General features: G+C 64.5%; 28 protein-coding genes. 10 read left to right on the top strand and 18 right to left on the bottom strand.

Going from position 1 to position 21664, the window contains the following annotated elements:
* Window positions 1-11: 11 nt before the first annotated feature.
* The gene (iolC, locus tag M9955_07585; GenBank protein MCO5081507.1) at window positions 12-1931 is read right to left on the bottom strand and encodes a 5-dehydro-2-deoxygluconokinase; all 1920 of its coding nucleotides are present in this window, start codon (window positions 1929-1931) and stop codon (window positions 12-14) included.
* 167 nt (window positions 1932-2098) lie between these two features.
* Between iolC and iolG the strand changes: the two genes are divergently transcribed.
* The 3 genes from iolG (at window position 2099) to M9955_07570 (ending at window position 5157) form a co-directional block, all read left to right on the top strand.
* Entirely contained in the window at window positions 2099-3088 is a 990-nt protein-coding gene (gene iolG, locus M9955_07580) for an inositol 2-dehydrogenase (GenBank protein ID MCO5081506.1), read from the top strand.
* Window position 3089: 1 nt separating this feature from the next.
* Window positions 3090-3920 (top strand): SDR family oxidoreductase, encoded by an 831-nt coding sequence (locus M9955_07575; protein ID MCO5081505.1) that lies wholly within the window; start codon window positions 3090-3092, stop codon window positions 3918-3920.
* Window positions 3921-4017: 97 nt separating this feature from the next.
* A complete protein-coding gene (locus M9955_07570) occupies window positions 4018-5157 on the top strand; it encodes a phosphatase PAP2 family protein (protein MCO5081504.1) in 1140 nt (379 codons plus the stop codon).
* Between the two features lie 22 nt (window positions 5158-5179).
* On the opposite strand, the gene coaA is transcribed toward M9955_07570, so the two are convergent.
* Genes coaA through hisB form a run of 8 tightly spaced genes read right to left on the bottom strand, consistent with a single transcriptional unit; the run spans window position 5180 to window position 10053 of the window.
* Window positions 5180-6139 carry a type I pantothenate kinase gene (coaA, locus tag M9955_07565; protein MCO5081503.1) on the bottom strand — a complete coding sequence of 320 codons (960 nt, stop codon included), beginning with the start codon at window positions 6137-6139 and terminating at the stop codon, window positions 5180-5182.
* Between the two features lie 7 nt (window positions 6140-6146).
* The gene (locus tag M9955_07560; protein MCO5081502.1) at window positions 6147-6467 is read right to left on the bottom strand and encodes a phosphoribosyl-ATP diphosphatase; all 321 of its coding nucleotides are present in this window, start codon (window positions 6465-6467) and stop codon (window positions 6147-6149) included.
* A 19-nt stretch (window positions 6468-6486) separates the two neighbouring features.
* Window positions 6487-7272 (bottom strand): imidazole glycerol phosphate synthase subunit HisF, encoded by a 786-nt coding sequence (gene hisF, locus M9955_07555; GenBank protein ID MCO5081501.1) that lies wholly within the window; start codon window positions 7270-7272, stop codon window positions 6487-6489.
* A complete protein-coding gene (hisA, locus tag M9955_07550; protein ID MCO5081500.1) occupies window positions 7269-8030 on the bottom strand; it encodes a 1-(5-phosphoribosyl)-5-[(5-phosphoribosylamino)methylideneamino]imidazole-4-carboxamide isomerase in 762 nt (253 codons plus the stop codon). Before hisA ends, hisF begins: the two co-directional genes overlap by 4 nt.
* Window position 8031: 1 nt before the next feature.
* The gene (locus M9955_07545) at window positions 8032-8331 is read right to left on the bottom strand and encodes a DUF1330 domain-containing protein (GenBank protein ID MCO5081499.1); all 300 of its coding nucleotides are present in this window, start codon (window positions 8329-8331) and stop codon (window positions 8032-8034) included.
* Window positions 8328-8978: an imidazole glycerol phosphate synthase subunit HisH gene (gene hisH, locus M9955_07540; protein ID MCO5081498.1), complete on the bottom strand. Its 651-nt coding sequence runs from the start codon at window positions 8976-8978 to the stop codon at window positions 8328-8330. The genes M9955_07545 and hisH overlap by 4 nt, the downstream gene beginning before the upstream one ends.
* Window positions 8978-9457, bottom strand: coding sequence for a DUF2628 domain-containing protein (locus tag M9955_07535; protein MCO5081497.1), 480 nt, complete (start codon window positions 9455-9457; stop codon window positions 8978-8980). Before M9955_07535 ends, hisH begins: the two co-directional genes overlap by 1 nt.
* On the bottom strand, window positions 9454-10053 hold the full coding sequence (gene hisB, locus M9955_07530) for an imidazoleglycerol-phosphate dehydratase HisB (protein MCO5081496.1): 600 nt from the start codon (window positions 10051-10053) through the stop codon (window positions 9454-9456). The genes M9955_07535 and hisB overlap by 4 nt, the downstream gene beginning before the upstream one ends.
* A gap of 193 nt (window positions 10054-10246) precedes the next feature.
* On the opposite strand from hisB, the gene hslV reads away from it, so the two are divergent.
* The 5 genes from hslV to M9955_07505 all read left to right on the top strand — a co-directional run bounded on the left by hslV (window position 10247) and on the right by M9955_07505 (window position 14310).
* Complete coding sequence (hslV, locus tag M9955_07525) at window positions 10247-10804, top strand: ATP-dependent protease subunit HslV (protein MCO5081495.1); 558 nt, start codon at window positions 10247-10249, stop codon at window positions 10802-10804.
* Window positions 10788-11294, top strand: a complete 507-nt coding sequence (locus tag M9955_07520) for an acetyltransferase (protein ID MCO5081494.1) — start codon at window positions 10788-10790, stop codon at window positions 11292-11294. Before hslV ends, M9955_07520 begins: the two co-directional genes overlap by 17 nt.
* Window positions 11295-11297: 3 nt before the next feature.
* Window positions 11298-11897 carry a DUF2585 domain-containing protein gene (locus M9955_07515; protein ID MCO5081493.1) on the top strand — a complete coding sequence of 200 codons (600 nt, stop codon included), beginning with the start codon at window positions 11298-11300 and terminating at the stop codon, window positions 11895-11897.
* Window positions 11897-13210: an ATP-dependent protease ATPase subunit HslU gene (gene hslU, locus M9955_07510; GenBank protein ID MCO5081492.1), complete on the top strand. Its 1314-nt coding sequence runs from the start codon at window positions 11897-11899 to the stop codon at window positions 13208-13210. The genes M9955_07515 and hslU overlap by 1 nt, the downstream gene beginning before the upstream one ends.
* Window positions 13211-13350: 140 nt before the next feature.
* Window positions 13351-14310 (top strand): DUF1402 family protein, encoded by a 960-nt coding sequence (locus M9955_07505; GenBank protein ID MCO5081491.1) that lies wholly within the window; start codon window positions 13351-13353, stop codon window positions 14308-14310.
* On the opposite strand, the gene M9955_07500 is transcribed toward M9955_07505, so the two are convergent.
* The 5 genes from M9955_07500 to M9955_07480 form a co-directional block, all read right to left on the bottom strand.
* Window positions 14311-14697, bottom strand: a complete 387-nt coding sequence (locus M9955_07500; protein MCO5081490.1) for a DoxX family protein — start codon at window positions 14695-14697, stop codon at window positions 14311-14313. It abuts the gene before it with no gap.
* Between the two features lie 67 nt (window positions 14698-14764).
* Window positions 14765-15127, bottom strand: coding sequence for a helix-turn-helix domain-containing protein (locus M9955_07495; GenBank protein ID MCO5081489.1), 363 nt, complete (start codon window positions 15125-15127; stop codon window positions 14765-14767).
* On the bottom strand, window positions 15124-15660 hold the full coding sequence (locus M9955_07490; protein ID MCO5081488.1) for a Smr/MutS family protein: 537 nt from the start codon (window positions 15658-15660) through the stop codon (window positions 15124-15126). Before M9955_07490 ends, M9955_07495 begins: the two co-directional genes overlap by 4 nt.
* On the bottom strand, window positions 15660-16760 hold the full coding sequence (locus tag M9955_07485; GenBank protein ID MCO5081487.1) for a murein transglycosylase A: 1101 nt from the start codon (window positions 16758-16760) through the stop codon (window positions 15660-15662). Before M9955_07485 ends, M9955_07490 begins: the two co-directional genes overlap by 1 nt.
* Before the next feature lie 27 nt (window positions 16761-16787).
* Window positions 16788-17492, bottom strand: coding sequence for a Tim44/TimA family putative adaptor protein (locus M9955_07480; GenBank protein ID MCO5081486.1), 705 nt, complete (start codon window positions 17490-17492; stop codon window positions 16788-16790).
* Between the two features lie 196 nt (window positions 17493-17688).
* Between M9955_07480 and fxsA the strand changes: the two genes are divergently transcribed.
* Together fxsA and secB are read left to right on the top strand one after the other, a co-directional pair.
* Window positions 17689-18186, top strand: a complete 498-nt coding sequence (gene fxsA / locus M9955_07475) for a membrane protein FxsA (GenBank protein ID MCO5081485.1) — start codon at window positions 17689-17691, stop codon at window positions 18184-18186.
* A 110-nt stretch (window positions 18187-18296) separates the two neighbouring features.
* Entirely contained in the window at window positions 18297-18797 is a 501-nt protein-coding gene (gene secB, locus M9955_07470; protein MCO5081484.1) for a protein-export chaperone SecB, read from the top strand.
* A gap of 52 nt (window positions 18798-18849) precedes the next feature.
* On the opposite strand, the gene dnaQ is transcribed toward secB, so the two are convergent.
* The 4 genes from dnaQ to M9955_07450 are packed head-to-tail and all read right to left on the bottom strand — an operon-like array spanning window position 18850 to window position 21647.
* Window positions 18850-19566: a DNA polymerase III subunit epsilon gene (dnaQ, locus tag M9955_07465; GenBank protein MCO5081483.1), complete on the bottom strand. Its 717-nt coding sequence runs from the start codon at window positions 19564-19566 to the stop codon at window positions 18850-18852.
* 56 nt (window positions 19567-19622) lie between these two features.
* Window positions 19623-20219 (bottom strand): dephospho-CoA kinase, encoded by a 597-nt coding sequence (coaE, locus tag M9955_07460; GenBank protein MCO5081482.1) that lies wholly within the window; start codon window positions 20217-20219, stop codon window positions 19623-19625.
* Window positions 20216-21055: a shikimate dehydrogenase gene (locus M9955_07455; protein MCO5081481.1), complete on the bottom strand. Its 840-nt coding sequence runs from the start codon at window positions 21053-21055 to the stop codon at window positions 20216-20218. Before M9955_07455 ends, coaE begins: the two co-directional genes overlap by 4 nt.
* On the bottom strand, window positions 21048-21647 hold the full coding sequence (locus tag M9955_07450) for a Maf-like protein (protein MCO5081480.1): 600 nt from the start codon (window positions 21645-21647) through the stop codon (window positions 21048-21050). Before M9955_07450 ends, M9955_07455 begins: the two co-directional genes overlap by 8 nt.
* Window positions 21648-21664 lie beyond the last annotated feature (17 nt).

The raw sequence follows: 21664 nt of genomic DNA, 5'->3' as shown, positions 1-21664 counted from the left end.
CTTCCGCCGGACTATGCCGCCTTGCGGCCGCGCGCGGCAAGCCACGCGCCGGTCAATTTCTCGAACCGCTCCGCCATGTCCGCGATCGCCTGCTCGTCGCCGATGCGCCCGGCGAACCAGGCGGGCGCGGTTTCGGCGAAAAGCGTGCGGCCCACCGCGAAACCCTTGACGATGGATGCGTCGGCGGTCGCGGCAAAGGCCGCCTCAAGCTCGGCCTGCGGCGCTTCGAGCCCGAGCAGCACGACGCCACGACACCACGGATCGTTGGCGAGGATCGTCTTCTCGACGCGCGCCCAGGCTGCGGCGGAGGCCTGCGGCTCGAGCTTCCACCAGTCCGGCCTGACGCCGGTGTCGTAGACCTCCTGCACGGCGCGGGCGATCGTGTCCTCGCCGAGCGGCCCATGCTTGCCGGCGATGATCTCGACGAGAAGTTCGCGTCCCACCTTGCGCGAGGCGTCGTAAAGCGCGCGCAGCTTCTCAAGCTGTTCCTGCTTCAGTTCCGCCGGATCGTCCGGATGGTAGAAGCACAGAGCCTTGATGCAGTGGTCGACCGGCCATTCGACGAGCTGCGAGCCGATGTCCTGCGAAAATTCGAAACGCAGGGGGCAGGAGCCGGGCTGTTCCACCGGCCGGCCGAGCCACGAGAAGGGATGCCGGGCGAATTCGAACATGGCGTCGCGGCCGTGCTTCTCGTCGATCAGCATGCCGTAGCCGGGGCGGCCGGCGGCGACGCGCGCGGCGGCCTTCACCGCCAGCACCTTGAAGGCGCCGATCCGGCTTTCCTCCGCGTCGGCCCTGGCCGCGATCTCCTCCAGCTGCACGCGATGGTCGATGGCGAAGGCCATCAGCAGCGGGATGTCGCGCCGGCGCGTCGTCGCCCAGTGGACGTGGCTGATTGCCTCGTCCTTGCGCAGCGCATGGTGGCGGCTGCCGTTCTTCAGGAAGAACTGCAATTCCTCGAAGGTCGGATATTCCGGCGCGCAGAGCAGGCGCGACACGGCGAAGGCGCCGCCGGCATTGGCCCAAGTCGCCGCCGTCTTCAGGCTCTCGCCGCCCAGCCAGCCGCGCAGCAAGCCCGACATGAAGGCGTCGCCCGCGCCCAGCACATTGTAGACCTCGATCGGAAAACCGTCGCCGACGATGCCGTCCTCCAGATCGTCGCTGATTTCGCCGTCATAGACGATGCAGCCCATCGCCCCGCGTTTCAGCACGATGGTCGCGTCGGAAAGCGCGCGGATCGCCTTCAGCGCGCCGAGCACTTCGTCGGCGCCGGACGCGATGCGGATTTCCTCCTCAGTGCCGACGATCAGATCGCAATCGGCCAGCACCGGCCTGATCCTTGCCGTGACCTTCTCCGACTTCACATAGCGCTCGAAACCTTCTGCATGGCCGGCCAGACCCCAGAGGTTCGGCCGATAGTCGATGTCGAAGACCACCTTGCCGCCCGCCGCCTTCGCCGCCCGGATCGCCTTGAGCTGCGCGGCTTCCGTGTTGGGCCGCGAAAAATGCGTGCCGGTGACGACGATGGCGCGCGCCGAGGCGATGAAGGCTTCGTCCACGTCGTCCGGCGACAGCGCCATGTCGGCGCAGTCGGTGCGCACGAAGATCATGGGCGACACGCCCTCTTCCTGCACCGCCAGCAACACCAGCGCGGTGAGGCGCTCCCTGTCGACGATCACGCTTTCCGTCGAGACGCCTTCCCGCGCCAGCTGCTCGCGGATGAAGCGCCCCATCTGCTCGTCGCCGACGCGCGTCAGCAATGCCGATTTCAGCCCGAGGCGCGCGGTGCCGACCGCTATGTTGGCCGGACAGCCCCCGACCGACTTGGCGAAGGAGGCTATGTCCTCCAGCCGCGAGCCGATCTGCTGCCCGTAAAGGTCGACGGAAGAGCGGCCGATCGTGATGACGTCGAGCGTCCTGGTTGTCGCCATGGATGGTCCTTTTCATTCCGGGCGCCGCGCGGCCCGTTGCATCCGGGCGCAAGGCGGACGCAACATATGAATCGATCGCGGGATCAGGTTATGAAACGGAAATTCCATTGACAAGTCAATATGGAATATTCATTCTGTTTTGAAATATCATCACTGGGAGGATTCTGATGATTTCCATCGCGCTGCTCGGCGCCGGGCGCATCGGGCAGATTCACGGGCGCAACATCGCGGCGTCGAAACGCGCGCGACTTGCCGGCATCGCCGATCCGTTGCCCGATGGCGCCAATGCTCTGTCGAAGGCGACCGGAGCCCCGGTGCGCACCGCCGACGAGCTGATCGACGACAAGTCGATCGATGCGATCCTGATCGGCACGCCGACCGATACCCATGCCGATTACATCGACCGCGCGGCGGCGGCCGGTAAGGCGGTGCTTTGCGAAAAGCCCGTCGATCTCAGCTCCGCCCGCATCGTGAAGACGCTGGAGCGCGTGAAACAGGCCGGCGTGCCGCTGATGATCGGCTTCAATCGCCGCTTCGACCCGAATTTCGCGGCCCTGCAGAAGCGCATCGCCGACGGCGTCGCCGGCAATGTGGAGCTCGTCTCGATCCTGTCGCGCGATCCCGCCCCGCCGCCGGTCTCCTATATCGAGCGTTCGGGCGGCCTCTATCGGGACATGATGATCCACGATTTCGATATGGCCCGCTTCCTGCTCGGCGAGGACCCGGTCGAGGTCTACGCCGTCGGTTCGTCGTTGGTCGATCCCGCCATCGGCAAAGCGGGCGACGTCGACACGGCCGCAGTGGTCATGAAAAGCGCGAGCGGAAAAATCTGCCAGATCTCCTGTTCCCGCCGCGCCACCTATGGCTACGACCAGCGCGTCGAGGTGCATGGCTCGAAGGGCCTGCTCACCGCCGGCAATATCCACGAGACCACCGTCGGATTCGCCGGCAAGCACGGTTTCACGACCGATCCCGCGCTGAACTTCTTCCTCGAGCGCTACGCCAATGCCTACCGCAACGAGGTCGAAGCCTTCATTGACGCCGTCATCGAAGGCAGGGCGCCTAGCCCGAGCGGCCTCGACGGCCTGAAGGCGCAGCAGCTTGCGGACGCTGCGCAGGCATCATTGGAGACCGGCAAGCCGGTGAAGGTAGGCTGACATGATCGATCCGAATTCTTTCAAACACCTCTCGCTGGAGGGCAAGGTCGCCGTGGTGACCGGCGCGACGCAGGGTCTCGGCGAGGCCGCGGCGCATCTTTTCGCCGATCGCGGCATTGCCGGCCTCGTCATCACCGGTCGCAACGAAACGCGCGGCAACAAGGTCAAGGCCGCGCTCGAAGCCCGGGGCGTCAGAACCGTCTTCGTCGCCGCCGATCTCGGCAGGCAGGACGATGTGGCGAAGATCGTTCCCGCCGCTGACAAGGCTTTCGGGCGGGTCGACATTCTGGTGAACTCGGCCGGCATCACCGATCGCGGCACGATCTGGGACACGAAGCCCGAGCTTTTCGACGCCATGTTCGCGGTCAATGTGCGTGCGCCGTTCTTCCTGATGCAGGATGCGCTGCATGTCATGAAGCGCGAGAAGATCAAGGGCTCCATCGTCAATATCATCTCGATGTCGGGCCATGGCGGCCAGAGCTTCATCACCGCCTACAGCGCCTCCAAGGGCGCGCTCATCACGCTGACGCGCAATGTCGCCTACAGCGTCATGAGCTACAACATCCGCGTCAACGGCCTGACCATCGGCCATATGAACACGCCGGGCGAGGACCGGATCATGAAGACCTATCACGGTGCGGAAGAAGGCTGGCTCGCCGACGCGGAAAAGACCAAGCCGTTCGGGCGCCTGCTGGAAACCGACGAGGTGTCGCGCGCCATCGCCTATCTGGCGAGCGACGAGAGCGGCATGATGACAGGCTCCATTATCGACTTCGACCAGCAGGTGCGCGGCGCCGCCAACGCACCCTTCCCGCCGCCGCCGGTTGAATAAGGGAAGCGCCGGCGGACGGACGGACTTGCACAATCCGGCCGTGTTTTCGGAGACAGACGCTAACCGAAAATAGAGACTCCCCTGCTATGAGGCGGCCATGCAGATCGTGGCCGCCTTCCGCATCCTTGCCGGTAAACGGCAACGCTCCGCTTTCGCGGCGGCGTTCTGGAACTGCCTGCGCGCCGACGCGCCGCTCTATCTCGCCGTCGCGCTCTACACGGTGCTCGGCCTCGCCTTTCTCGACGTGACCGGCTTCTCCCATCTCGCTACCTATTCGAGCTATCTCGGCAAGTGGCTGATGGTCTTCGGCTTCGTGTTTCCGGCGGTGGCGCTGCTCGCCCATTACGGCTTCCTGATGCATCGTTTTGATCGCCGCCGGCAGCTCGCCGCGCGGCACATCTTCCGCGCCGACCGCGCCGCCTACTTCGTTGCGGGCATCTGCCTCCTTATGGCGCTGATGTTCTTCCAGGGAACCTTCACCTCCGTGAAAAACGGCCTTTCGGCGTGGCAGGCCGGCTTTCCCTACGAGCGTCAGTTCGCCGACATCGATGCGATGCTGCATTTCGGCGTGGACCCATGGCGCTTCCTGTTCGAATTCGGCCGCCACGACTGGCTGCTCGCCTTCGTGGAATGGAATTACGGCGTGCTGTGGTTCGTCTTCTGCTTCGGGGCGCTGTTTTATGTCGTCACCTCGCGCCAGACGGAGACGATCCGCACCCGCTACCTCATGACCTTCATGCTGACGTGGATTCTGGTCGGCAACATCATGGCCGGCATCTTTCTTTGCGCCGGTCCGGCCTTCTATGGGCAGGTGACGGGCGACCCTGCGCGTTTCGCCGAACAGATGGCCTTCCTCGCGCAGAACGCGGAATTCGACGGCTCCGCCGCCTACTATCAGAACTATCTCTGGATGCTCTATGAAAAGGGCCTGCCCGGTTTCGGCTCCGGCATTTCGGCCTTTCCGAGCATGCATGTCGGGCTGGTGATGCTGAACGCCCTGTTCCTCCTGGAGCGCAGCCGGCTGCTCGGCCTGGCAGCCATGGCCTATGTCGTCTTCGTGCTCGCGAGCTCGGTCTATCTCGCTTGGCATTATGCCGTCGACGGCTATGCGGCGATCGCGCTCACCATCGTCGTCTATTTTGCGATGCGCAGGTGGATTCCAGACCGCGCTCGCCTCGCAGCCGCGGAACGCCCTGGGCTGGCGGAATCAGGCGTGATGGCCTCCAGCGCGGCCTGACGGGCCGGAGCCTTTCCGGCGCTCACAGCTTGCGGAGCGCCACTTCCTCGATCAGGTGATCGGCGCCCTTGCGCAGGATGAGATCGGCGCGCGGACGCGTCGGCAATATGTTCTCGCGCAGGTTTTTCAGATTGATGTTGCCCCACAGGCCTTCGGCGATGGCGCGGGCGGCATCTTCCGAAAGCTGCGAATAACGGTGGAAGAAGGATTCCGGATTGCGGAAGGCCGTCTCGCGGAGCCGCATGAAGCGCGTGATGTACCATTCGTGGATCAGCGTCTCTTCGGCATCCAGATAGATGGAGAAGTCGAAGAAATCCGAGATGAAGGGCACGAACTTGCCGTCTTTCGGCAGTTCGCGCGGTTGCAGCACGTTCAGTCCCTCGAAGATCAGTATGTCCGGACGGTCGATGGTGACGAACTGTCCGGGCATGACGTCGTAGGTCAGGTGCGAATAGACCGGCGCGCGCACGCTTGTCTGGCCCGACTTGATACTCGACAGGAAACGCAGGATGGCGCCGACGTCGTAGCTGTCCGGAAAGCCCTTGCGCTCCATGAGGTTGCGCTCGCGCAGCAATTGGTTGGGGAACAGGAAGCCGTCCGTGGTTACCAGATCGACCTGCGGGCTCGTCGGCCAGCGGCGCAGCAGTTCCTTCAGGATGCGCGCCGTGGTCGACTTGCCGACGGCGACCGATCCGGCAATGCCGATGATGAAGGGCGTCTTGATCGCGTTGTCCGCCTTGAAGAAGCGCTTTCGCAGGGCAAAAAGCGACTGGCTCGTCTCGACATGGGCGGAAAGCAGGCGTGACAGGGACAGATAGATGCGGCGGACCTCGTCGAGGTCGATCGGATCGTTGAGCGAGCTCAGCCGCTGCACGTCGTCCTCGGTCAGCGTCAGCGGCGTATCGGCGCGAAAGCCTGCCCATTCCGCGGCCGAGAAGAACCGGTAGGGCGAGTATTTCTGGATTGTCGCAAACTCGTCCATGCCTGCCTCACCCTCCCCGCGCGGCTTTTTCGGCAAGACCGGATTGCGCCGTGCGCCGTTCAAGCTCCTCGATCACCTCCGACAGCGGCACGCCGGCAAGATGCAGCACCACCAGCCAGTGATAGAGAAGGTCCGCGCTCTCCGACACCAGACCCGCGCGGTCGCCGGACACCGCCGCGATCACCGTCTCGACCGCCTCCTCGCCGAGTTTTTGCGCCGCTTTGGGCATGCCTTTTGCGGCGAGCTTCGCCGTCCAGGAATTTTCGGCGCCGGATGACGCGCGCGCGGCGACGATCTTCTCCAGTTCGGCAAGGGAAAAACCGCTCATCTGTCCCCCCGGCGGGCTTTCAGGCCGCGCGGTCGAGCCGCATCGGCAGGCCGGCTTTTGCCATGTACGCCTTGGCTTCGGCAATGGTGTAGGTGCCGAAATGGAAAATGGAGGCCGCCAGCACCGCCGTGGCATGGCCATCGCGGATGCCCGCGACCATATGGTCGAGCGTGCCAACGCCGCCCGACGCGATGACCGGCGCGCGCACTGCATCGGCGACGGCGCGTGTCAGCGCGATGTCGTAGCCGGTCTTGGTGCCGTCGCGGTCCATCGAGGTGAGCAGGATCTCGCCCGCGCCGAGATCGACTACCTTGCGGGCGAAGTCGACCGCATCGATGCCGGTCGCCTGCCGTCCGCCATGGGTGAAGATTTCCCAGCGATCGTTCTCGCCATCCTTCGAAACTTTCTTGGCATCGATGGCGACCACGATGCACTGGTTGCCGAACTTGTCGGCGGCTTCGGCGACGAAATCCGGGTTCTTCACCGCCGCCGTGTTGATCGACACCTTGTCGGCGCCGGCAAGCAGCAGTTTGCGGATATCCGCCACCTGACGCACGCCGCCGCCCACCGTCAGCGGCATGAAGCATTGTTCGGCAGTGCGGGCGACGACGTCGAAGATCGTCTCGCGATTGTCCGACGACGCGGTGATGTCGAGGAAGCAGAGCTCGTCGGCACCGGCCGCGTCGTAGGCCTTGGCCGCCTCCACAGGATCGCCGGCATCGATCAGGTCGACAAAATTCACGCCCTTGACGACGCGGCCGTCCTTTACGTCCAGGCAGGGGATGACGCGGGCTTTTAGGGTCACGACACTCTGCCTCCAGCAACGGATGTTTCAGGCGCACCGCGCAGCAGCGCCAGCGCCTCCAGCGGGTCAAGGCGCCCGTCATAAAGCGCACGGCCTGATATCGCGCCTTCGAGCTTTTGCGCATTCGGCATGGTCATGCGGCGAATGTCGTCCATCGAGGCGAGGCCGCCCGACGCGATGACGGGGATCGAGACGGCTTCCGCGAGCGCGATCGTCGCATCCCAGTTGATGCCCTTCAATATGCCGTCGCGGTCGATGTCGGTGTAGATGATCGCCGACACACCAGCGCCCTCGAATTTCTTCGCCAGCTCGATCACGCCGAGCGAGGAGGCTTCCGCCCAGCCCTCGACGGCGACATTGCCGCCTCGCGCGTCGATGCCGACGGCGATATGGCCGGGAAAACGGCGGCAGGCCTCCTTCACCAGTTCCGGATCGCGCACCGCGACCGTGCCGAGGATGACGCGCCTCAGCCCTTTCTCAAGCCACGCATCGATGTCCGCCAGCGTGCGGATGCCGCCGCCGAGCTGCACCGGGTTCTTCGTCGCCTTCAGGATCGCCTCGACCGCCGCGCCGTTCACGGCCTTGCCGGCAAAGGCGCCGTTCAAATCTACCACATGCAGCCATTCGAAACCCTGCATCTCGAAGGCGACCGCCTGCGCGGCCGGATCGGCGTTGTAGATGGTCGCCTGTTCCATGTCGCCGAGCTTCAGCCGGACGCACACGCCGTCCTTCAAGTCGATGGCGGGGAAGAGGATCACGTCAGGCGCCTTCCACGACCGCGAAATGCGCCGTCGAATAGGCTTTACGCAGCTTCAGCGCCGCCTGGTATTCGGGCGAATGGAAGCAATCGAGCGCGGTCTGGTAGCTGTCGAACTCGATCACCACCAGCCGCGACGCCGCCGGTCCTTCAAAAACCTCGCCGCGCCCGCCGCGCACGAGGAATTTCGCGCCGTATTTGTCGAAGGCCGCCTTGTTCGCCGCGATATATTTTGGATAGTTTTCGGGGTCGGTGACGTCGACCATCCCCATCCAGTAGCCCTTTTTCGGCGTCTCGGTCATGGTTTCCACCTCAGGAAGTTGGCGATCAGGGCCAGGCCCAGCGCCTGGCTCTTTTCGGGATGGAACTGCGTGCCGGCAAAATTGTCGCGCGCGACGGCGGCGGTGACCGGCCCGCCATAGTCGGTTTCGGCGACAAGCTCATCCGGCTTCGTCGCCTCCAGATGATAGGAATGCACGAAATAGGCGTGCAGGCCGTCCGGCCCCGTCGGAATGCCAGCGAAGAGCGGATGCCGCCGTTTCACGTGAATCGTGTTCCAGCCGATCTGCGGAATTTTCAGCGACGGATCGGCCGGCGCGATCTCCTTCACATCGCCGGAAATCCAGCCGAAGCCGTTCGTGACAGTCTTCTCCAGCCCGCGTTCCGACATCAACTGCATGCCGACGCAGATGCCGAGAAAGGGGCGGCCCTTGCCGATCGCGACTTCTTCGATCGCCTCGATCATGCCCTCGACCGCGTCCAGCCCGGCGCGGCAATCCGCATAGGCGCCGACCCCCGGCAGGACGATGCGGTCGGCGGTGCGGACACGCGCGGCATCGGCGGTCAGGTCGATCTCGGCATCGACGCCGTTTTCGCGCGCGGCGCGCTCGAAGGCTTTTGTGGCCGAGCGGAGGTTTCCGGAGCCATAGTCGATGATGGCGACGCGCATCAGGGTCTTCCCGCGTAAGGCACGAGGCCGATGGCGCGCGGCGTGGACGCCGCCGACCGCGGATGAGAAGCGGTCACGGGCAATGGCGCGACCGCTTCCGGCTCGCCGTCGTCGCCGATCGATGTCAGATAGCGCAATTCGGCATCGCCAATCCTGTCCGCCTCCACCACGCCCCATTCCGTCCAGCCGCGCCGGGCGAGCGCGCGCAGGCGCAACGTCGCGCCTTCCAGCCCGAAATAGATCGACACCAGCAGCGCGAGCAGCGAGGAGGCCGCGCCGAACCCCGCCATCTCGCCGGCCGCGGACAACAGGAGAACGAGTCCGAGCGCGACAGCCGCCTCGATCCAGAGCCGATGCCAGAGCAGCCAGAAGACCGGCACGAGAAAGGCGAGCCAGTGAAAACCCTGCCGCACGAACGCTGCATCGCCGCCCTTTTCGGGCGCGACAACCGGCCGTTCCATGACGACATAGGTGGTCATCCCTTCAGGCTGCCCTTGGTCGACGGCACCGTATCCGGCTGGCGCGGGTCGCGCTCGAGCGCCGCGCGCAGCACGCGCGCCACCGCCTTGAAGCAGGTTTCGGCGATGTGATGGTTGTTGGCGCCGTAATGATTTGTGACATGCAGCGTGATGCCGGCATTCTGCGCCAGCGCGTGAAAGAACTCGCGCACCAGCTCGGTGTCGAAAGTTCCGATCTTGGGCGCGGAGAAGGAGACATTCCAGATGAGGAACGGGCGACCGGACACGTCGACCGCCGCGCGCGTCAGCGTCTCGTCCATGGCGAGGTCGAGCGAGGCGTAGCGCATGATGCCCCGCCGCTCGCCCAGCGCGTCGGCGATGGCGCGGCCGATGGCGATGCCGGTGTCCTCCACCGTGTGGTGATCATCGATGTGGAGATCACCCTTTGCCTCGATCGTCATGTCGATCAGCGAATGGCGCGAGAGCTGGTCCAGCATGTGGTCGAAAAAGCCGACGCCGGTGCGGATGGTCGATTTTCCCGTGCCGTCGAGATCGACGGAAACGGCGATCTCCGTTTCCTTGGTCTTGCGGCTGACGGAAGCCTTGCGCGAAGCCATGTCGTTGAATTCCCGGATCGAAACGGCGTCTCTGTAGCAGCATGTATCGGCGATTGCCAGTTGATCGACACTCCCGATGCGGTCTTGCCGGCACCCCGTTTGCAAAGCGCCCCTGCCGGCATACATAGAGCGCGAACACCTCGTACCGCGCAGATTGCCGTTTCGGGATCGCGCGCCATCGGAGCAACATTACATGTCGAATGAAATCATCATGCATGGCACGACCATCGTGACCGTGCGCAAGGGCGGCAAGGCGGTTATCGCCGGCGACGGACAGGTCAGCCTCGGCCAGACCATCATGAAGGGCAACGCCAAGAAGGTGCGGCGCATCGGCAAGGACGGCAACGTCATCGCCGGCTTCGCGGGGGCGACCGCCGACGCCTTCACGCTACTGGAGCGGCTGGAAGCGAAACTCGAACAGTATCCCGACCAGCTCACTCGCGCCTGCGTCGAGCTCGCCAAGGACTGGCGCACCGACCGCTATCTGCGCCGGCTGGAAGCGATGATGCTGGTCGCCGACAGGAACGTATCGCTGGCCCTCACCGGCACCGGCGACGTGCTGGAACCGGAGCACGGCGTCATGGCCATCGGTTCGGGCGGCAATTATGCGCTCGCCGCCGCCCGCGCGCTGATCGACACTGATCAGGACGCCGAGGCCATCGCCCGCAAGGCCATGCAGATCGCCGCCGACATCTGCGTCTACACGAACCACAGCGTGATCGTGGAGACGATCAATGGCGCCCAGGCGTAGTCTCCGCTACGCCTTCAGGGCCGTCGAGGAAGACGATCTGCCGATGATCGCGGCGTGGCTGGCCGAGCCCCACATCGCGGAATGGTGGGGCGATCCGCAGACCGAGATCGCCCACATCCGCGAGCACATGGACAGTATTTCGGTCGAGCCGCTGATCGTCGAGCTCGGCGGACGGCCGATCGCCTATCTGCAATCCTACGACCCGCATCTGGAAGACGACCATCCCTATCAGGACCAGCCTTTCGGCACGGTGGGCATTGACCTGTCCATCGGTCCGGCGGAACTGCTCGGCATAGGGCATGGCTCGGCCATCCTGGCGCAATTCGCCGAAGACCTCTTCGAGGAAGGCGCGCCGCGCCTCGTCATCGACCCCGACCCGCGCAATCTCCGCGCCATACGCGCCTATGAAAAGGCCGGCTTTCGGGCCATAGGGGAAAGAACGTCGATCTACGGCCCAGCGCTGCTCATGGCGCGCGACGCGGAGGAGTGAAAGATGGTTTCGGGGAAAACGGGGGTGGCGCAGGGCAACGAGATCAGGCGCTGGCAATGGGCTCTTGGGCTGGCGCTGCTTGTCATCGTCGCGCAGGCGATCGCTCTCCATTGGCAGGGCCACCCCGCGATCTGCAAATGCGGGACCGTAAAGCTGTGGCACGGCGTGGTGCAGAGTTCGGAGAACTCCCAGCATATCGCCGACTGGTACACATTCTCCCACATCATCCACGGCTTCCTGTTCTACGCGCTGCTGTGGCTGTTCTTCCGGAAATGGCACTGGTCATGGCGGCTCGCCGGGGCGGTGATCATCGAGGCGGCGTGGGAGGTTCTGGAGAACAGCCCGATCATCATCAACCGCTACCGGGAAGCCACCATTTCGCTCGACTATTTCGGCGATTCCATCCTCAATTCGGTGGCCGACACGCTGTGGATGGTGGTGGGCTTTGCATTGGCGGCAAGGCTCCCCATATGGATGACGATCCTGCTTGGCGTCGCGTTCGAGATCGTGATCGGCGCCATCATCCGCGACAACCTTACGCTCAACGTGATCATGCTGCTCTATCCGTTCGAGTTCATCAAAGAGTGGCAGAGTGGTGTGTAATGACGACTTTTTCTCCCCGTGAGATCGTTTCGGAACTCGATCGCTTCATCATCGGCCAGAAGGACGCCAAGCGCGCCGTCGCGATCGCGCTGCGCAACCGGTGGCGGCGCCAGCAGCTCGAAGGCCAGATGCGCGAAGAGGTGATGCCGAAGAACATCCTGATGATCGGCCCGACCGGCGTCGGCAAGACCGAGATTTCGCGCCGGCTGGCGAGACTCGCCGGCGCGCCCTTCGTCAAGGTCGAGGCGACCAAGTTCACCGAGGTCGGCTATGTCGGCCGCGACGTCGAGCAGATCGTGCGTGACCTGGTCGAGGTGGCCATAGGCCTAACCCGCGAGAAGATGCGCGAGGACGTGAAGGCGCGCGCGCATATCAATGCCGAGGAGCGCGTGCTTGAAGCCCTTGTCGGCAAGACCGCCTCGCCTGCGACCCGCGACTCCTTTCGCAAGAAGCTGCGCGAAGGCGAGCTGGATGACAAGGAGATCGAGGTCGAGGTGGCCGACACCGGCACCGGCGGCATGCCGAGCTTCGAAATCCCCGGCATGCCGGGCGCCAATATCGGCGTGATGAACATCAACGACATGCTCTCCAAGGCAATGGGCGGCAAGCGCACCAAGACGCGCAAGACGACCGTCAAGGAGAGCTACGACCTGCTGATCAACGACGAGTCCGACAAGCTGCTCGATCAGGACGAGGTCGTGCGGCGCGCGCTGGAATCGGCGGAGAATGACGGCATCGTCTTCATCGACGAGATCGACAAGGTGGCCGCGCGTCAGGACGGCCTCTCCGGCGGCCCCTCGCGCGAGGGCGTGCAGCGCGACCTGCTGCCGCTGGTCGAGGGCACGACCGTGGCGACCAAATACGGGCCGATCAAGACGGACCACATCCTCTTCATCGCCTCGGGCGCCTTCCATGTCGCCAAGCCATCGGACCTCCTGCCCGAACTGCAGGGCCGCCTGCCGATCCGCGTCGAGCTTCGGGCGCTGGAGAAGGAGGATTTTGTCCGCATCCTGACCGAGACCGAGGCCAGCCTCATCAAGCAGTATATCGCGCTGATGAAGACCGAGGGAGTAGAACTCTCCTTCACCGACGACGCCATCGATTCGCTGGCCGGCATCGCCGTCGACCTCAACGCCACGGTCGAGAATATCGGTGCGCGACGCTTGCAGACGGTGATGGAAAGGGTGTTGGACGAGATTTCCTTCCACGCGCCCGACAGGTCGGACTCGGAGGTTGTCATCGACGCGCCCTATGTGAAAGAGCATGTCGGCGATCTGGCCAGGAACACAGATTTGTCGCGATTCATCCTTTAACGACGGATCACCGCGACATTTCTGCTGCACGGGCCTTGTCTTCGCGTTCCCGATCGCGGCGATTTGACCGGAAGCCCTCGACTCGTTCGAGGGCTTTCCCATAGGGTCGCGGCACGGTTTCGGGCACGGTGCGGCAATCGATGAAAGTTCTCTCCCTCCTGGCAGGCGGCCTCTTCCTCGCCTTCGGCGTCGTGGCGGCCCAGGCGGCGACGCCGGTGCCCCCCGGAAACCGCAATGCCGAGCAGCCCGACGTGCCCGGCGCATCGGCCAAGCGGACGCAGGCGCTGAAGACCACCTATGATGCGAAATACCGCAAGGTCTACCGCCTGCTGAAGAACGACGCCAAGCTGCGCAAGAAGATCGTGCAGGTGTCGGCGGAATACGGGATCGACCCTATGCATATGGTCGGCGCCATCGTCGGCGAGCACACCTACAATATCGATGCCTACGACCGACTCCAGACCTATTACGTCAAGGCCGCGTCCTACCTCACCAACAGCCTCAGCTTCTCCTATGACGGCGAGGACATCGCGCAGTTCGTGCAGCGACCGCAGTTTTCCGCCTGCGATGGCGAACAGGGAAGCTACGATGTCTGGACCTGCCGCGAGCGGGTCTGGGACAAGAATTTCCGCGGCAAGCAGGTCGGCGGCCAATCCTTCCCAAACAAGCGCTTTTCCGCCGTCTTCTTCCAGCCGCTCTATGCCGGGCAGACTTTCGGCATCGGCCAGCTCAATCCGCTGACCGCGCTGCAGATGAGCGATCTGGTGAGCAAGGTTTCCGGCCTGCCCCGGCTCGACGCCGCGGAACCGAACAAGGTCTATGAGACGATCATGGACCCCGACCTGACGCTGCCTTATGTGGCCGCGACCTTGAAGAAGTCGATCGATTCCTATCGCTCGATCGCCGGCTTCGACATCTCGCAGAATCCCGGCATCACCGCCACGCTTTACAATCTCGGCAATCCGGAGGAGCGCGCCGCCGCGCTCAAGCGCGACAATGCGGAACGTGCGTCGAAGGGCGAGGAACCGCGCTATCCGGAAGAGAATTATTATGGCTGGCTGGTCAACGAGAAGCTTCCGGAGTTGCAGGCGCTGTTCTGATCAGCGCCGCCACGGGAAAATGGCGCGCAATGCTGGATCGCGCAGCCACATGCCGCCCCACATGAACAGGCCGAGATAGATGCTGAACAGCACGTGGCTGAAGAGCGGATTGCCGACCCGGATCTGCGTCGCCATCGCGCCGCCGAGCAGGCCCATGGTCAGGACAGCACCGAACACGCTCGTCTTCGGGAAAAGATAGAGCAACACGCAGCCAAGTTCGATCACGCCGATCATCAGCGTGTATTCCGGCGGCCATCCCAGCGACACCATGGTTTCGGCCGCGATCGGCATGCCGGAAAGTTTTGGCGCCACGGATGCGCCGAGCATGAAAAGGGCGTAGAGGCCGGTCAGCGTCCAGCCTGCGATCCTCATTGTCCGATCGTTCACGATCCCGTCTCCCTGTCCAAGGAACTGCGACAAGGACGAACGCTCCGGCGCTATTCCGACAGGCGGATCAGCTTTTTTCAGCCGCCTCGATCGTGGCTGCAAGCGCATGCAGGGTTTCCTGATCGAGCTGCCCGATCTGCTGCGCCAGCATGTTCGCCAGACGCGTCGCCTCGGGAGAGAGGCCGGACGTGTCGATGGTCACGCGTGGATGCGAGCTCCAGACGAGGTTCTCAAGCTCCTCCGCCTCGTCCCAGATGATGTTGAAGTAGCCGATCACCTTCTGCACGAACGCCCAGTTCGGCAGACCGCGATGACCGTGCTCCAGAGCGGAGAGGTAGGCCGCGCTGACGCCGAGCGCCTTCGCCATGTCTTTCTGCGCGATGCCGCGCTGGCGACGCAATTCGCGGAGCCTTTCGCCGAAGGGCGTCATGGCTGCGATCCTGTCCGACGCAGCCGGATATAAAGCGCGCCCGCCCCGCCATGATTGCGCGCCGCGCCGTCGTGGCTGCTTACGACGGAACGGAAAGCCGGCGTCGTCAGCCATTCCGGCACGACCCGGCGCAGCACGCCGTCTCCCTTGTTGGTCGAGCCCTTGCCGGTGACGACCAGCACGTAACGCAGGCCCGACGCGTGGGCGCGGTGCAGGAAAGACAGGAGCAGCCCGTATGCCTCGTGCTGCGTAAGCCCGTGAAGGTCGACCTTGGCGTCGATCTCCAGCCGGCCCCTGGCGAGCTTGTCGTGCGTCGGCCGATCGAGGTGCCGTCCCACCCTGTGCATCTTGACCGGCGGCGGGGATGCGGCGACAGGGGGCGATGCGGAAGGTGCCTGCTTCTGCTCCGGCTCCGGCGGAAGGACGGCGGGCGCAAGCGGCGCGGTGCCCTTCAGCGGCGTCGCCGAACGCGCGACCCTGTTCCACAATATGCGGTCGTCGTCGGTCAGCGTTTTATGGCCGCGTGTCGCCATCAGAGCTCCGCCTCGACAAGCGGGCGCGGCAACAGGATGTAGAACTCGGCCGCGCTGCGCACGACGCCGGCGATCTCGCCCGCGGCATCGCCCGAACCGGCGAACAGATCGCCCCTCGCCGGCCCCGTGATGGCGGAGCCGGTGTCCTGTGCGATCATCAGGCGGCGAAACGGCTTTCCGTCGAACGCCGTGAGCGTAGGAGCGTCGATGTAGAACGGCGTTCCGAAGGTGTGCAGCAGGCGATCGACGGCAATCGAACGGCCGGGCGTCAGCGGCACCTTCGCCGCGGCGACGGGTCCGAGCGCCGGGTCATCGACAGGCGCCTCGCGGAAGAAAATATAGGATCGGTTCCGCCAGACAATCTCGTTCACCCGATGCGAATTGATGCGAAACCACGCCCGGATGGACTGCATCGTCACCCTTTCAAGCGGAATTTCTCCCAGATCGGCGAGCACCCTGCCGGCGCCGGTGAACGGATGACCGGTCTTGGCAGCATAGGTCACGCGGAGCAGCCGGCCATCGGTCATCTTCAACCGCGCCGCGCCCTGGACATGGATAAAGTAGGCATCGACCGGGTCGGCAAGCCAAGCGATCTCCAACCCCCTGCCCCGCAGCGCGCCGCGATCGATCTCGCCGCGATCCCAGTAAGGCACGATGCCTGACGCCGTCTGCCGGCCGAAGGCGAAATACGAATCCATGCCAGCGGGGCGGTTGCCGTCGTCGACATCCATCAGATCGTCCGGACGCGACAGCAGCGGCACGGTGAAGGCGGGAGTCCAGACCGGCGAGGCCTCCACTTCGGGCTCGTAGAAGCCGGTCACGAAGCCGGCCCCGGTTTCAGGCGCGATCAGCGCCGGCACGAAATGACGCTCGAAGAAGCTTCTGGCGTCTGTGTCCGCCATCCCGCCGACAGTTCGCGCCTCCGCACAGCCCGTCGCGAAGCTCTCGACGGCGACGCCGAGCTTGCCGCTGCGGTATGGTTTCACGTGAATCCGTAGGGCGGAGCGCCGAAACGCATCGAACGCCAGAGACTGAAAATCGTCGCGCCAGCCGGGCAGGCTGCCGAAATCCGTGGGTCGGAACAGGGGAGAAAGGGACATGACGGCCAACCCGCAGCCGTCCCGGAATCAATCTTCCGCTTCGGTCGCGACCAGCTTCCAGTTGGGGTCGCGGGAGCGGGTGTCGCGCGCGAAGGTCCAGACGTCCTTCACCTCCGCCACGGTTTCGGGATCGCCGTCGATCACTTCGCCGCTCTTGTCGCGGGTCGCGGAAATCAGCTCGCTGACGATGCGCAAGGTGATGTGCGCTTCAGAAGCCTTCATCTCGGCCGCGACGATATCCGCCTTGTCGATGCCGACGAAGGAGGACTGGACCTTTTCCGAACGCTGCTCGCGCTCGCCTATGGCGCTGACGAAACCGTCATAGACCTCGCGCGACAGCAGGTTCTTCAAGGTTTTGCGATCGCCGTCGGCATAGGCCATCACGATCATTTCATAAGCCATCTTGGCGCCGTCGACGAAGGTCTTCGGCTCGAAGCCCGAATCGGCATCCTTGATCGTGCGCAGGCCACGGTTCAGGTCGGTGTCAGGCTTGGCGAAAGCGTCGATCGAGGCATAGACGTTCTCGCCTTCGGCCGGCTTCTTCCGACCCGGCAGCGAAACGACGTTGTCCGAATCGGCCGGCGCCTCTTCCGCCTTGTTGCGCGCCGCGGTGTAGGGGTCGAAGGGCGGCCGCTCGTTGCCCGTGCGGCGGCCGAGCACATTGCGCAGCTGTATGAAGATCACGATCGCGACCACAAGAAAAAAGATCGTGCCGAAGTCGAGATATTCCATTTCGTCCGCCAACCGTTCCCTGCCCACCGTGAAGACAGGCCGTTGCACGCCGGGTGCAATAGAGAAACCATATAGATCGCATGCGGCGATCATTCAAATCATGGCCCTCCATACCTATGTATGAGAAGATGCGCCAGCCATCGGGCCGATGCATTTTCCGTGATGATCGACACTCCTTGGAACGGACCACATTCGCTTGATCCCAATTCTTCTCCTGGCTTTGCCCCTGCTCGAGATCGCGACTTTCGTCGTCGTCGGAAGCGCCATCGGCGTACTGCCGACCCTAGGCCTCGTTCTGGCAAGCTTCGTGCTGGGCGCGGTTCTGCTCAGGACCGGCGGCCTGGGCGCGCTCGCCCGCGCCCAGACCGAGCTTCAGGCTGGCCGCGATCCCGGCCAGCATGTCGTCGGCGCGGTGATGACCGTCGTCGCGGCGGTCCTGTTGCTGATCCCCGGTTTCCTGACGGATGTCGTGGCATTGCTGCTGCTCGTTCCCGGCGTGCGCGGATTCGTCTGGCGGCGGCTGAAAAGCCGCATCGCCGTGTCCGGAAACTTCACCACATTCCGCGGCGGTTTCGGCCAGACGCGCTGGTCCGGCGACAGGACGCAGGCGCGCGGCCCGGTCGTGGATCTCGATGAAGCCGACTATTCCCGCGGCCCCAACCCGGATTCGCCCTGGCGCATCGGCAAGGAGTGACGCGGAGGCTCCCGTTTTCAGGCCAAGCTTGTAAGGCAGGCCCCGCCATGCTAGCCAACCGCCACTTTGAAACGGGCATCCGCCCGCCCAGGCAATGAGGATAGCGGCCGATGGCCAATGAAGAAGCGAAGGGCAACGACGTCAAGGGCAATGGCGGCAACGGCAAGGCGCCGGCGCTGAACGTGCTGGCGCAATATGTGAAGGATCTTTCCTTCGAGAGCCCGGGCGCGCCGAATTCGCTGCGCGGCCGCGAAGCCGCACCGGGCATCGCCATCAATGTCAACGTCGCCGCCAACCCGCTGTCGGACAAGGATTTCGACGTCAACCTGACGCTGAGCGCGAAGGCTTCGCACGACAAGGACGTGCTGTTCAACGTCGAGCTCGTCTACGGCGGCGTGTTCCGCGTCGAGGGCTTTCCGCAGGAGCACATGCTGCCGCTGCTTTTCATCGAGTGCCCGCGCCTTCTCTTTCCCTTTGCGCGCCAGATCATTGCCGAGGCGACCCGCAATGGCGGCTTCCCGCCGCTGATGCTCGACCCGATCGATTTCGCCCAGATGTTCCAGCAGAAGATCGCCGAGGAGCAGGCCAAGGCGAAGGTCCAGGTCAGCTGACCGGACCGAAGACGCGAACCTCAGGAAACGCCCGGCCTCGCGCCGGGCTTTTTCATTCCGCCGCTTCGGACGGCGCGAGTTTCGTCCAGATGGCGTTCTGGCCCAGTCCCGCCACCATGCTTGCGTGGGCGGAACGCTCCTCCTCCGTCAGGCGCGGCGCCAGCGGCGTCGGCCGCACGTAGCCGGAGACGACATGGCTGTCGTCAACCTCGACGCCGACGGCGATGGTCGTCGTCGTTTCGAGGATGAGCGCCGCCTGTTTGCCGCCGATCAACTCGATATAGACTTCGGCCAGCAGTTCGGAATCCAGCAACGCCCCGTGCTTGGTGCGCCGGCTGTTGTCGATGCCATAGCGCTTGCAGAGCGCGTCGAGCGAGTTCGGGCCCATCGGATGCTTGCGGCGGGCAAGCGCCAGCGAATCGACCACCCGGCCAGCGTCCACTGCCGGCAGGGAAAGGCGGGCGAATTCGGCGTTGATGAAAGCGATGTCGAAATTGGCGTTGTGTGCGATCAGCTTGGCGCCCTCGATGAAAGCCACGAAGTCGCCTGCTATGCCTGAAAAGGCCGGCTTGCCCGCCAGGACCTCGAGGCTGATGCCATGTACGGCCTGCGCGTCGGGATGGATCGGGCGATCGCCGGGGTGGATGTAATGGTGGAAGGTCTTGCCGGTCGGAAAGCGGTTCACAAGTTCGATAGCGCCGATCTCGATGACCCGGTCCTCCTTCGGATCGAGGCCGGTGGTTTCCGTATCGAATATGATCTCACGCATGATTTTCTCCGCGTCCTAGATGGGCGCGATCCGGGAGCGGCCGCAAGCCCTGTTTGTCAGGAGGCTGCGCCGGCGCCGCTCAATCTGTGGATGATCCCGGCCACGGCCTGTCGCGCGGCTTCCATGCCGTGGCCAGTGTCGATGACGAAGTCGGCGCGTCGGTGCTTCTCGGCGTCCGGGACCTGCTTGGCGAGGATCGCCTCGAACTTTTCCGCCGTCATGCCCGGGCGCGCCAATACGCGCTCGCGTTGCACTTCGGGGGGCGCGGTCACGACGGCGATACGGTCGACCCTCCCCTCGCCCTTCGTCTCGAACAGAAGCGGGATGTCGAGCACGACGAGCGGCGCGCCGGCAGCCTTGTGGCGCGCAAGAAAGGCGTCCGCATCGGCGCGCACCAGCGGATGGACGATCGCCTCCAGCCGCTTCAATGCCGTCGCGTCAGAAATGACGCGCCTGCCGAGTTCGGCGCGATCGACGACCCCCTCGGCCACGGTTCCGGGAAAGGCTTCCTCGATCAACGGTGCCGCAGCGCCTGCATAGAGCCGGTGCACCGCCTCGTCGGAATCGTGCACCGGCACGCCCTGGTCGCGGAACATCTGCGCCGTGGTCGACTTGCCCATGCCGATGGACCCGGTGAGGCCGAGCACGATCATCTGCCGGCATCCAGATCCGAGACGATCATCGCACTCAGCTCCGGCGTTACCTCCGGTCGGACGCCGAACCAGCGCTCGAAGCCGGGCACGGCCTGATGCAAAAGCATGCCGAGTCCGTCGACCGTCTTCAGGCCATGGCGCCGCGCGGCGGCGAGGAACGGCGTTTCGAGCGGCACATAGACGATATCCGTCACGATGGCGCCGGACGCCATGAATGCCGGATCGGACGGCAGGTCCCCTGCGCCCTTCATGCCGAGCGACGTCGTGTTCACGACGAGATCGGCCCCGGGCAGGAGTTCGGGCAAGATCGCCGCCTCGTGCGCGCTGACACCGTCGCCGAAGTGATGCGCCAGCTCGACGGCGCGCGCCAACGTCCGGTTGACGATGCGTATGTCAGCTATCCCGCGCGACTTCAGCGCATGCACGACGGCGCGGGACGATCCGCCGGCCCCCAGCACGACCGCGGCGCGCGCCCGCCGCCATTCAGGCGCGCGGGCATCCAGATTAGCAGCGAAGCCGTAGGCGTCCGTGTTGCTGGCGTGCAGCTTTCCGTCCTCCAGCCACAGCGTGTTGGCCGCGCCGATGGCTTCGGCTGCCTCGTCGCGACAATCGGCAAGGGCGAAGGCGGCTTCCTTGTGCGGGATGGTTATGTTGCCGCCGCGAAACCCGTGGGACGCGAGCGACCTGAGAAAGGCCGCAAAATCCGGCGGCGCGACGTCGACGGCCTCGTAACTGCCGGCGATGCCATGCTGGCGAAGCCAGTAGCCGTGGATTTTCGGCGAACGCGAATGGGCGATGGGATGCCCGCAGACGAAGGCCTTCAAAAGCTCAGCCATCGATCGCGCCCAGATTGCGGAGTTCCCCCAGCAGCGGCAGCAGCGGCAGGCCGACAATGGTAAAATAGCTGCCTTCGATCTTGCGGAAGAGCTGAATGCCCTCCCCTTCGATCTGGTAGGCGCCGACACTCTCCAGCGCCTTTTTGCCAACCCGCGCCAGATGACGGCCGACGAAGGCGGGCTCCAGCTCGCGCATGGTGAGGCGCGCGACGTCGGCGCAGCGCCATATGGTCTCGCCGCCACGGGCGAGCGCAATGGCGCTGTTGAGCTGATGCGTCTTGCCGGACAGCTTCAGGAGATGCCGACGCGCCGCTTCCATATCGGCCGGCTTATGGAAAACCTCGTCGCCAAGCGAGAGAGTCTGATCGGAACCGATGACGATCGCATCAGGGCGGCGTTCGGACACGTTCTGCGCTTTCGCCTCGGCAAGGATCTGCGCCACGTCTTCAGGCGTGACGCCCGCAGACTGCAACGGCGCCTCGACCGCCCGTTCGTCGATATCGGGCCGGATGACGGTGAACGGCACACCGGCGTTTTCGAGCAATTGCCGCCGGAACGGGCTGCCGGATGCAAGGATGATGGGGACAGACATTGCAACGCCCTCGGCGG

It is taken from the genome of Rhizobiaceae bacterium, assembly GCA_023953845.1.
Taxonomy (GTDB): domain Bacteria; phylum Pseudomonadota; class Alphaproteobacteria; order Rhizobiales; family Rhizobiaceae; genus Arvimicrobium.
This window is presented reverse-complemented; position numbering and strand designations above follow the sequence as displayed.

Excerpts from the sequence above, each read along its gene's own strand:
- iolC (MCO5081507.1), bottom strand. The coding sequence starts at position 1,931 with ATGGCGACAACCAGGACGCTCGACGTCATCACGATCGGCCGCTCTTCC.
- iolG (MCO5081506.1), top strand. The coding sequence starts at position 2,099 with ATGATTTCCATCGCGCTGCTCGGCGCCGGGCGCATCGGGCAGATTCAC.
- M9955_07575 (MCO5081505.1), top strand. The coding sequence starts at position 3,090 with ATGATCGATCCGAATTCTTTCAAACACCTCTCGCTGGAGGGCAAGGTC.
- M9955_07570 (MCO5081504.1), top strand. The coding sequence starts at position 4,018 with ATGCAGATCGTGGCCGCCTTCCGCATCCTTGCCGGTAAACGGCAACGC.
- coaA (MCO5081503.1), bottom strand. The coding sequence starts at position 6,139 with ATGGACGAGTTTGCGACAATCCAGAAATACTCGCCCTACCGGTTCTTC.
- M9955_07560 (MCO5081502.1), bottom strand. The coding sequence starts at position 6,467 with ATGAGCGGTTTTTCCCTTGCCGAACTGGAGAAGATCGTCGCCGCGCGC.
- M9955_07545 (MCO5081499.1), bottom strand. The coding sequence starts at position 8,331 with ATGACCGAGACGCCGAAAAAGGGCTACTGGATGGGGATGGTCGACGTC.
- hisH (MCO5081498.1), bottom strand. The coding sequence starts at position 8,978 with ATGCGCGTCGCCATCATCGACTATGGCTCCGGAAACCTCCGCTCGGCC.
- M9955_07535 (MCO5081497.1), bottom strand. The coding sequence starts at position 9,457 with ATGACCACCTATGTCGTCATGGAACGGCCGGTTGTCGCGCCCGAAAAG.
- hisB (MCO5081496.1), bottom strand. The coding sequence starts at position 10,053 with ATGGCTTCGCGCAAGGCTTCCGTCAGCCGCAAGACCAAGGAAACGGAG.
- hslV (MCO5081495.1), top strand. The coding sequence starts at position 10,247 with ATGTCGAATGAAATCATCATGCATGGCACGACCATCGTGACCGTGCGC.
- M9955_07520 (MCO5081494.1), top strand. The coding sequence starts at position 10,788 with ATGGCGCCCAGGCGTAGTCTCCGCTACGCCTTCAGGGCCGTCGAGGAA.
- M9955_07515 (MCO5081493.1), top strand. The coding sequence starts at position 11,298 with ATGGTTTCGGGGAAAACGGGGGTGGCGCAGGGCAACGAGATCAGGCGC.
- hslU (MCO5081492.1), top strand. The coding sequence starts at position 11,897 with ATGACGACTTTTTCTCCCCGTGAGATCGTTTCGGAACTCGATCGCTTC.
- M9955_07505 (MCO5081491.1), top strand. The coding sequence starts at position 13,351 with ATGAAAGTTCTCTCCCTCCTGGCAGGCGGCCTCTTCCTCGCCTTCGGC.
- M9955_07495 (MCO5081489.1), bottom strand. The coding sequence starts at position 15,127 with ATGACGCCCTTCGGCGAAAGGCTCCGCGAATTGCGTCGCCAGCGCGGC.
- M9955_07490 (MCO5081488.1), bottom strand. The coding sequence starts at position 15,660 with ATGGCGACACGCGGCCATAAAACGCTGACCGACGACGACCGCATATTG.
- M9955_07485 (MCO5081487.1), bottom strand. The coding sequence starts at position 16,760 with ATGTCCCTTTCTCCCCTGTTCCGACCCACGGATTTCGGCAGCCTGCCC.
- M9955_07480 (MCO5081486.1), bottom strand. The coding sequence starts at position 17,492 with ATGGAATATCTCGACTTCGGCACGATCTTTTTTCTTGTGGTCGCGATC.
- secB (MCO5081484.1), top strand. The coding sequence starts at position 18,297 with ATGGCCAATGAAGAAGCGAAGGGCAACGACGTCAAGGGCAATGGCGGC.
- dnaQ (MCO5081483.1), bottom strand. The coding sequence starts at position 19,566 with ATGCGTGAGATCATATTCGATACGGAAACCACCGGCCTCGATCCGAAG.
- coaE (MCO5081482.1), bottom strand. The coding sequence starts at position 20,219 with ATGATCGTGCTCGGCCTCACCGGGTCCATCGGCATGGGCAAGTCGACC.
- M9955_07455 (MCO5081481.1), bottom strand. The coding sequence starts at position 21,055 with ATGGCTGAGCTTTTGAAGGCCTTCGTCTGCGGGCATCCCATCGCCCAT.
- M9955_07450 (MCO5081480.1), bottom strand. The coding sequence starts at position 21,647 with ATGTCTGTCCCCATCATCCTTGCATCCGGCAGCCCGTTCCGGCGGCAA.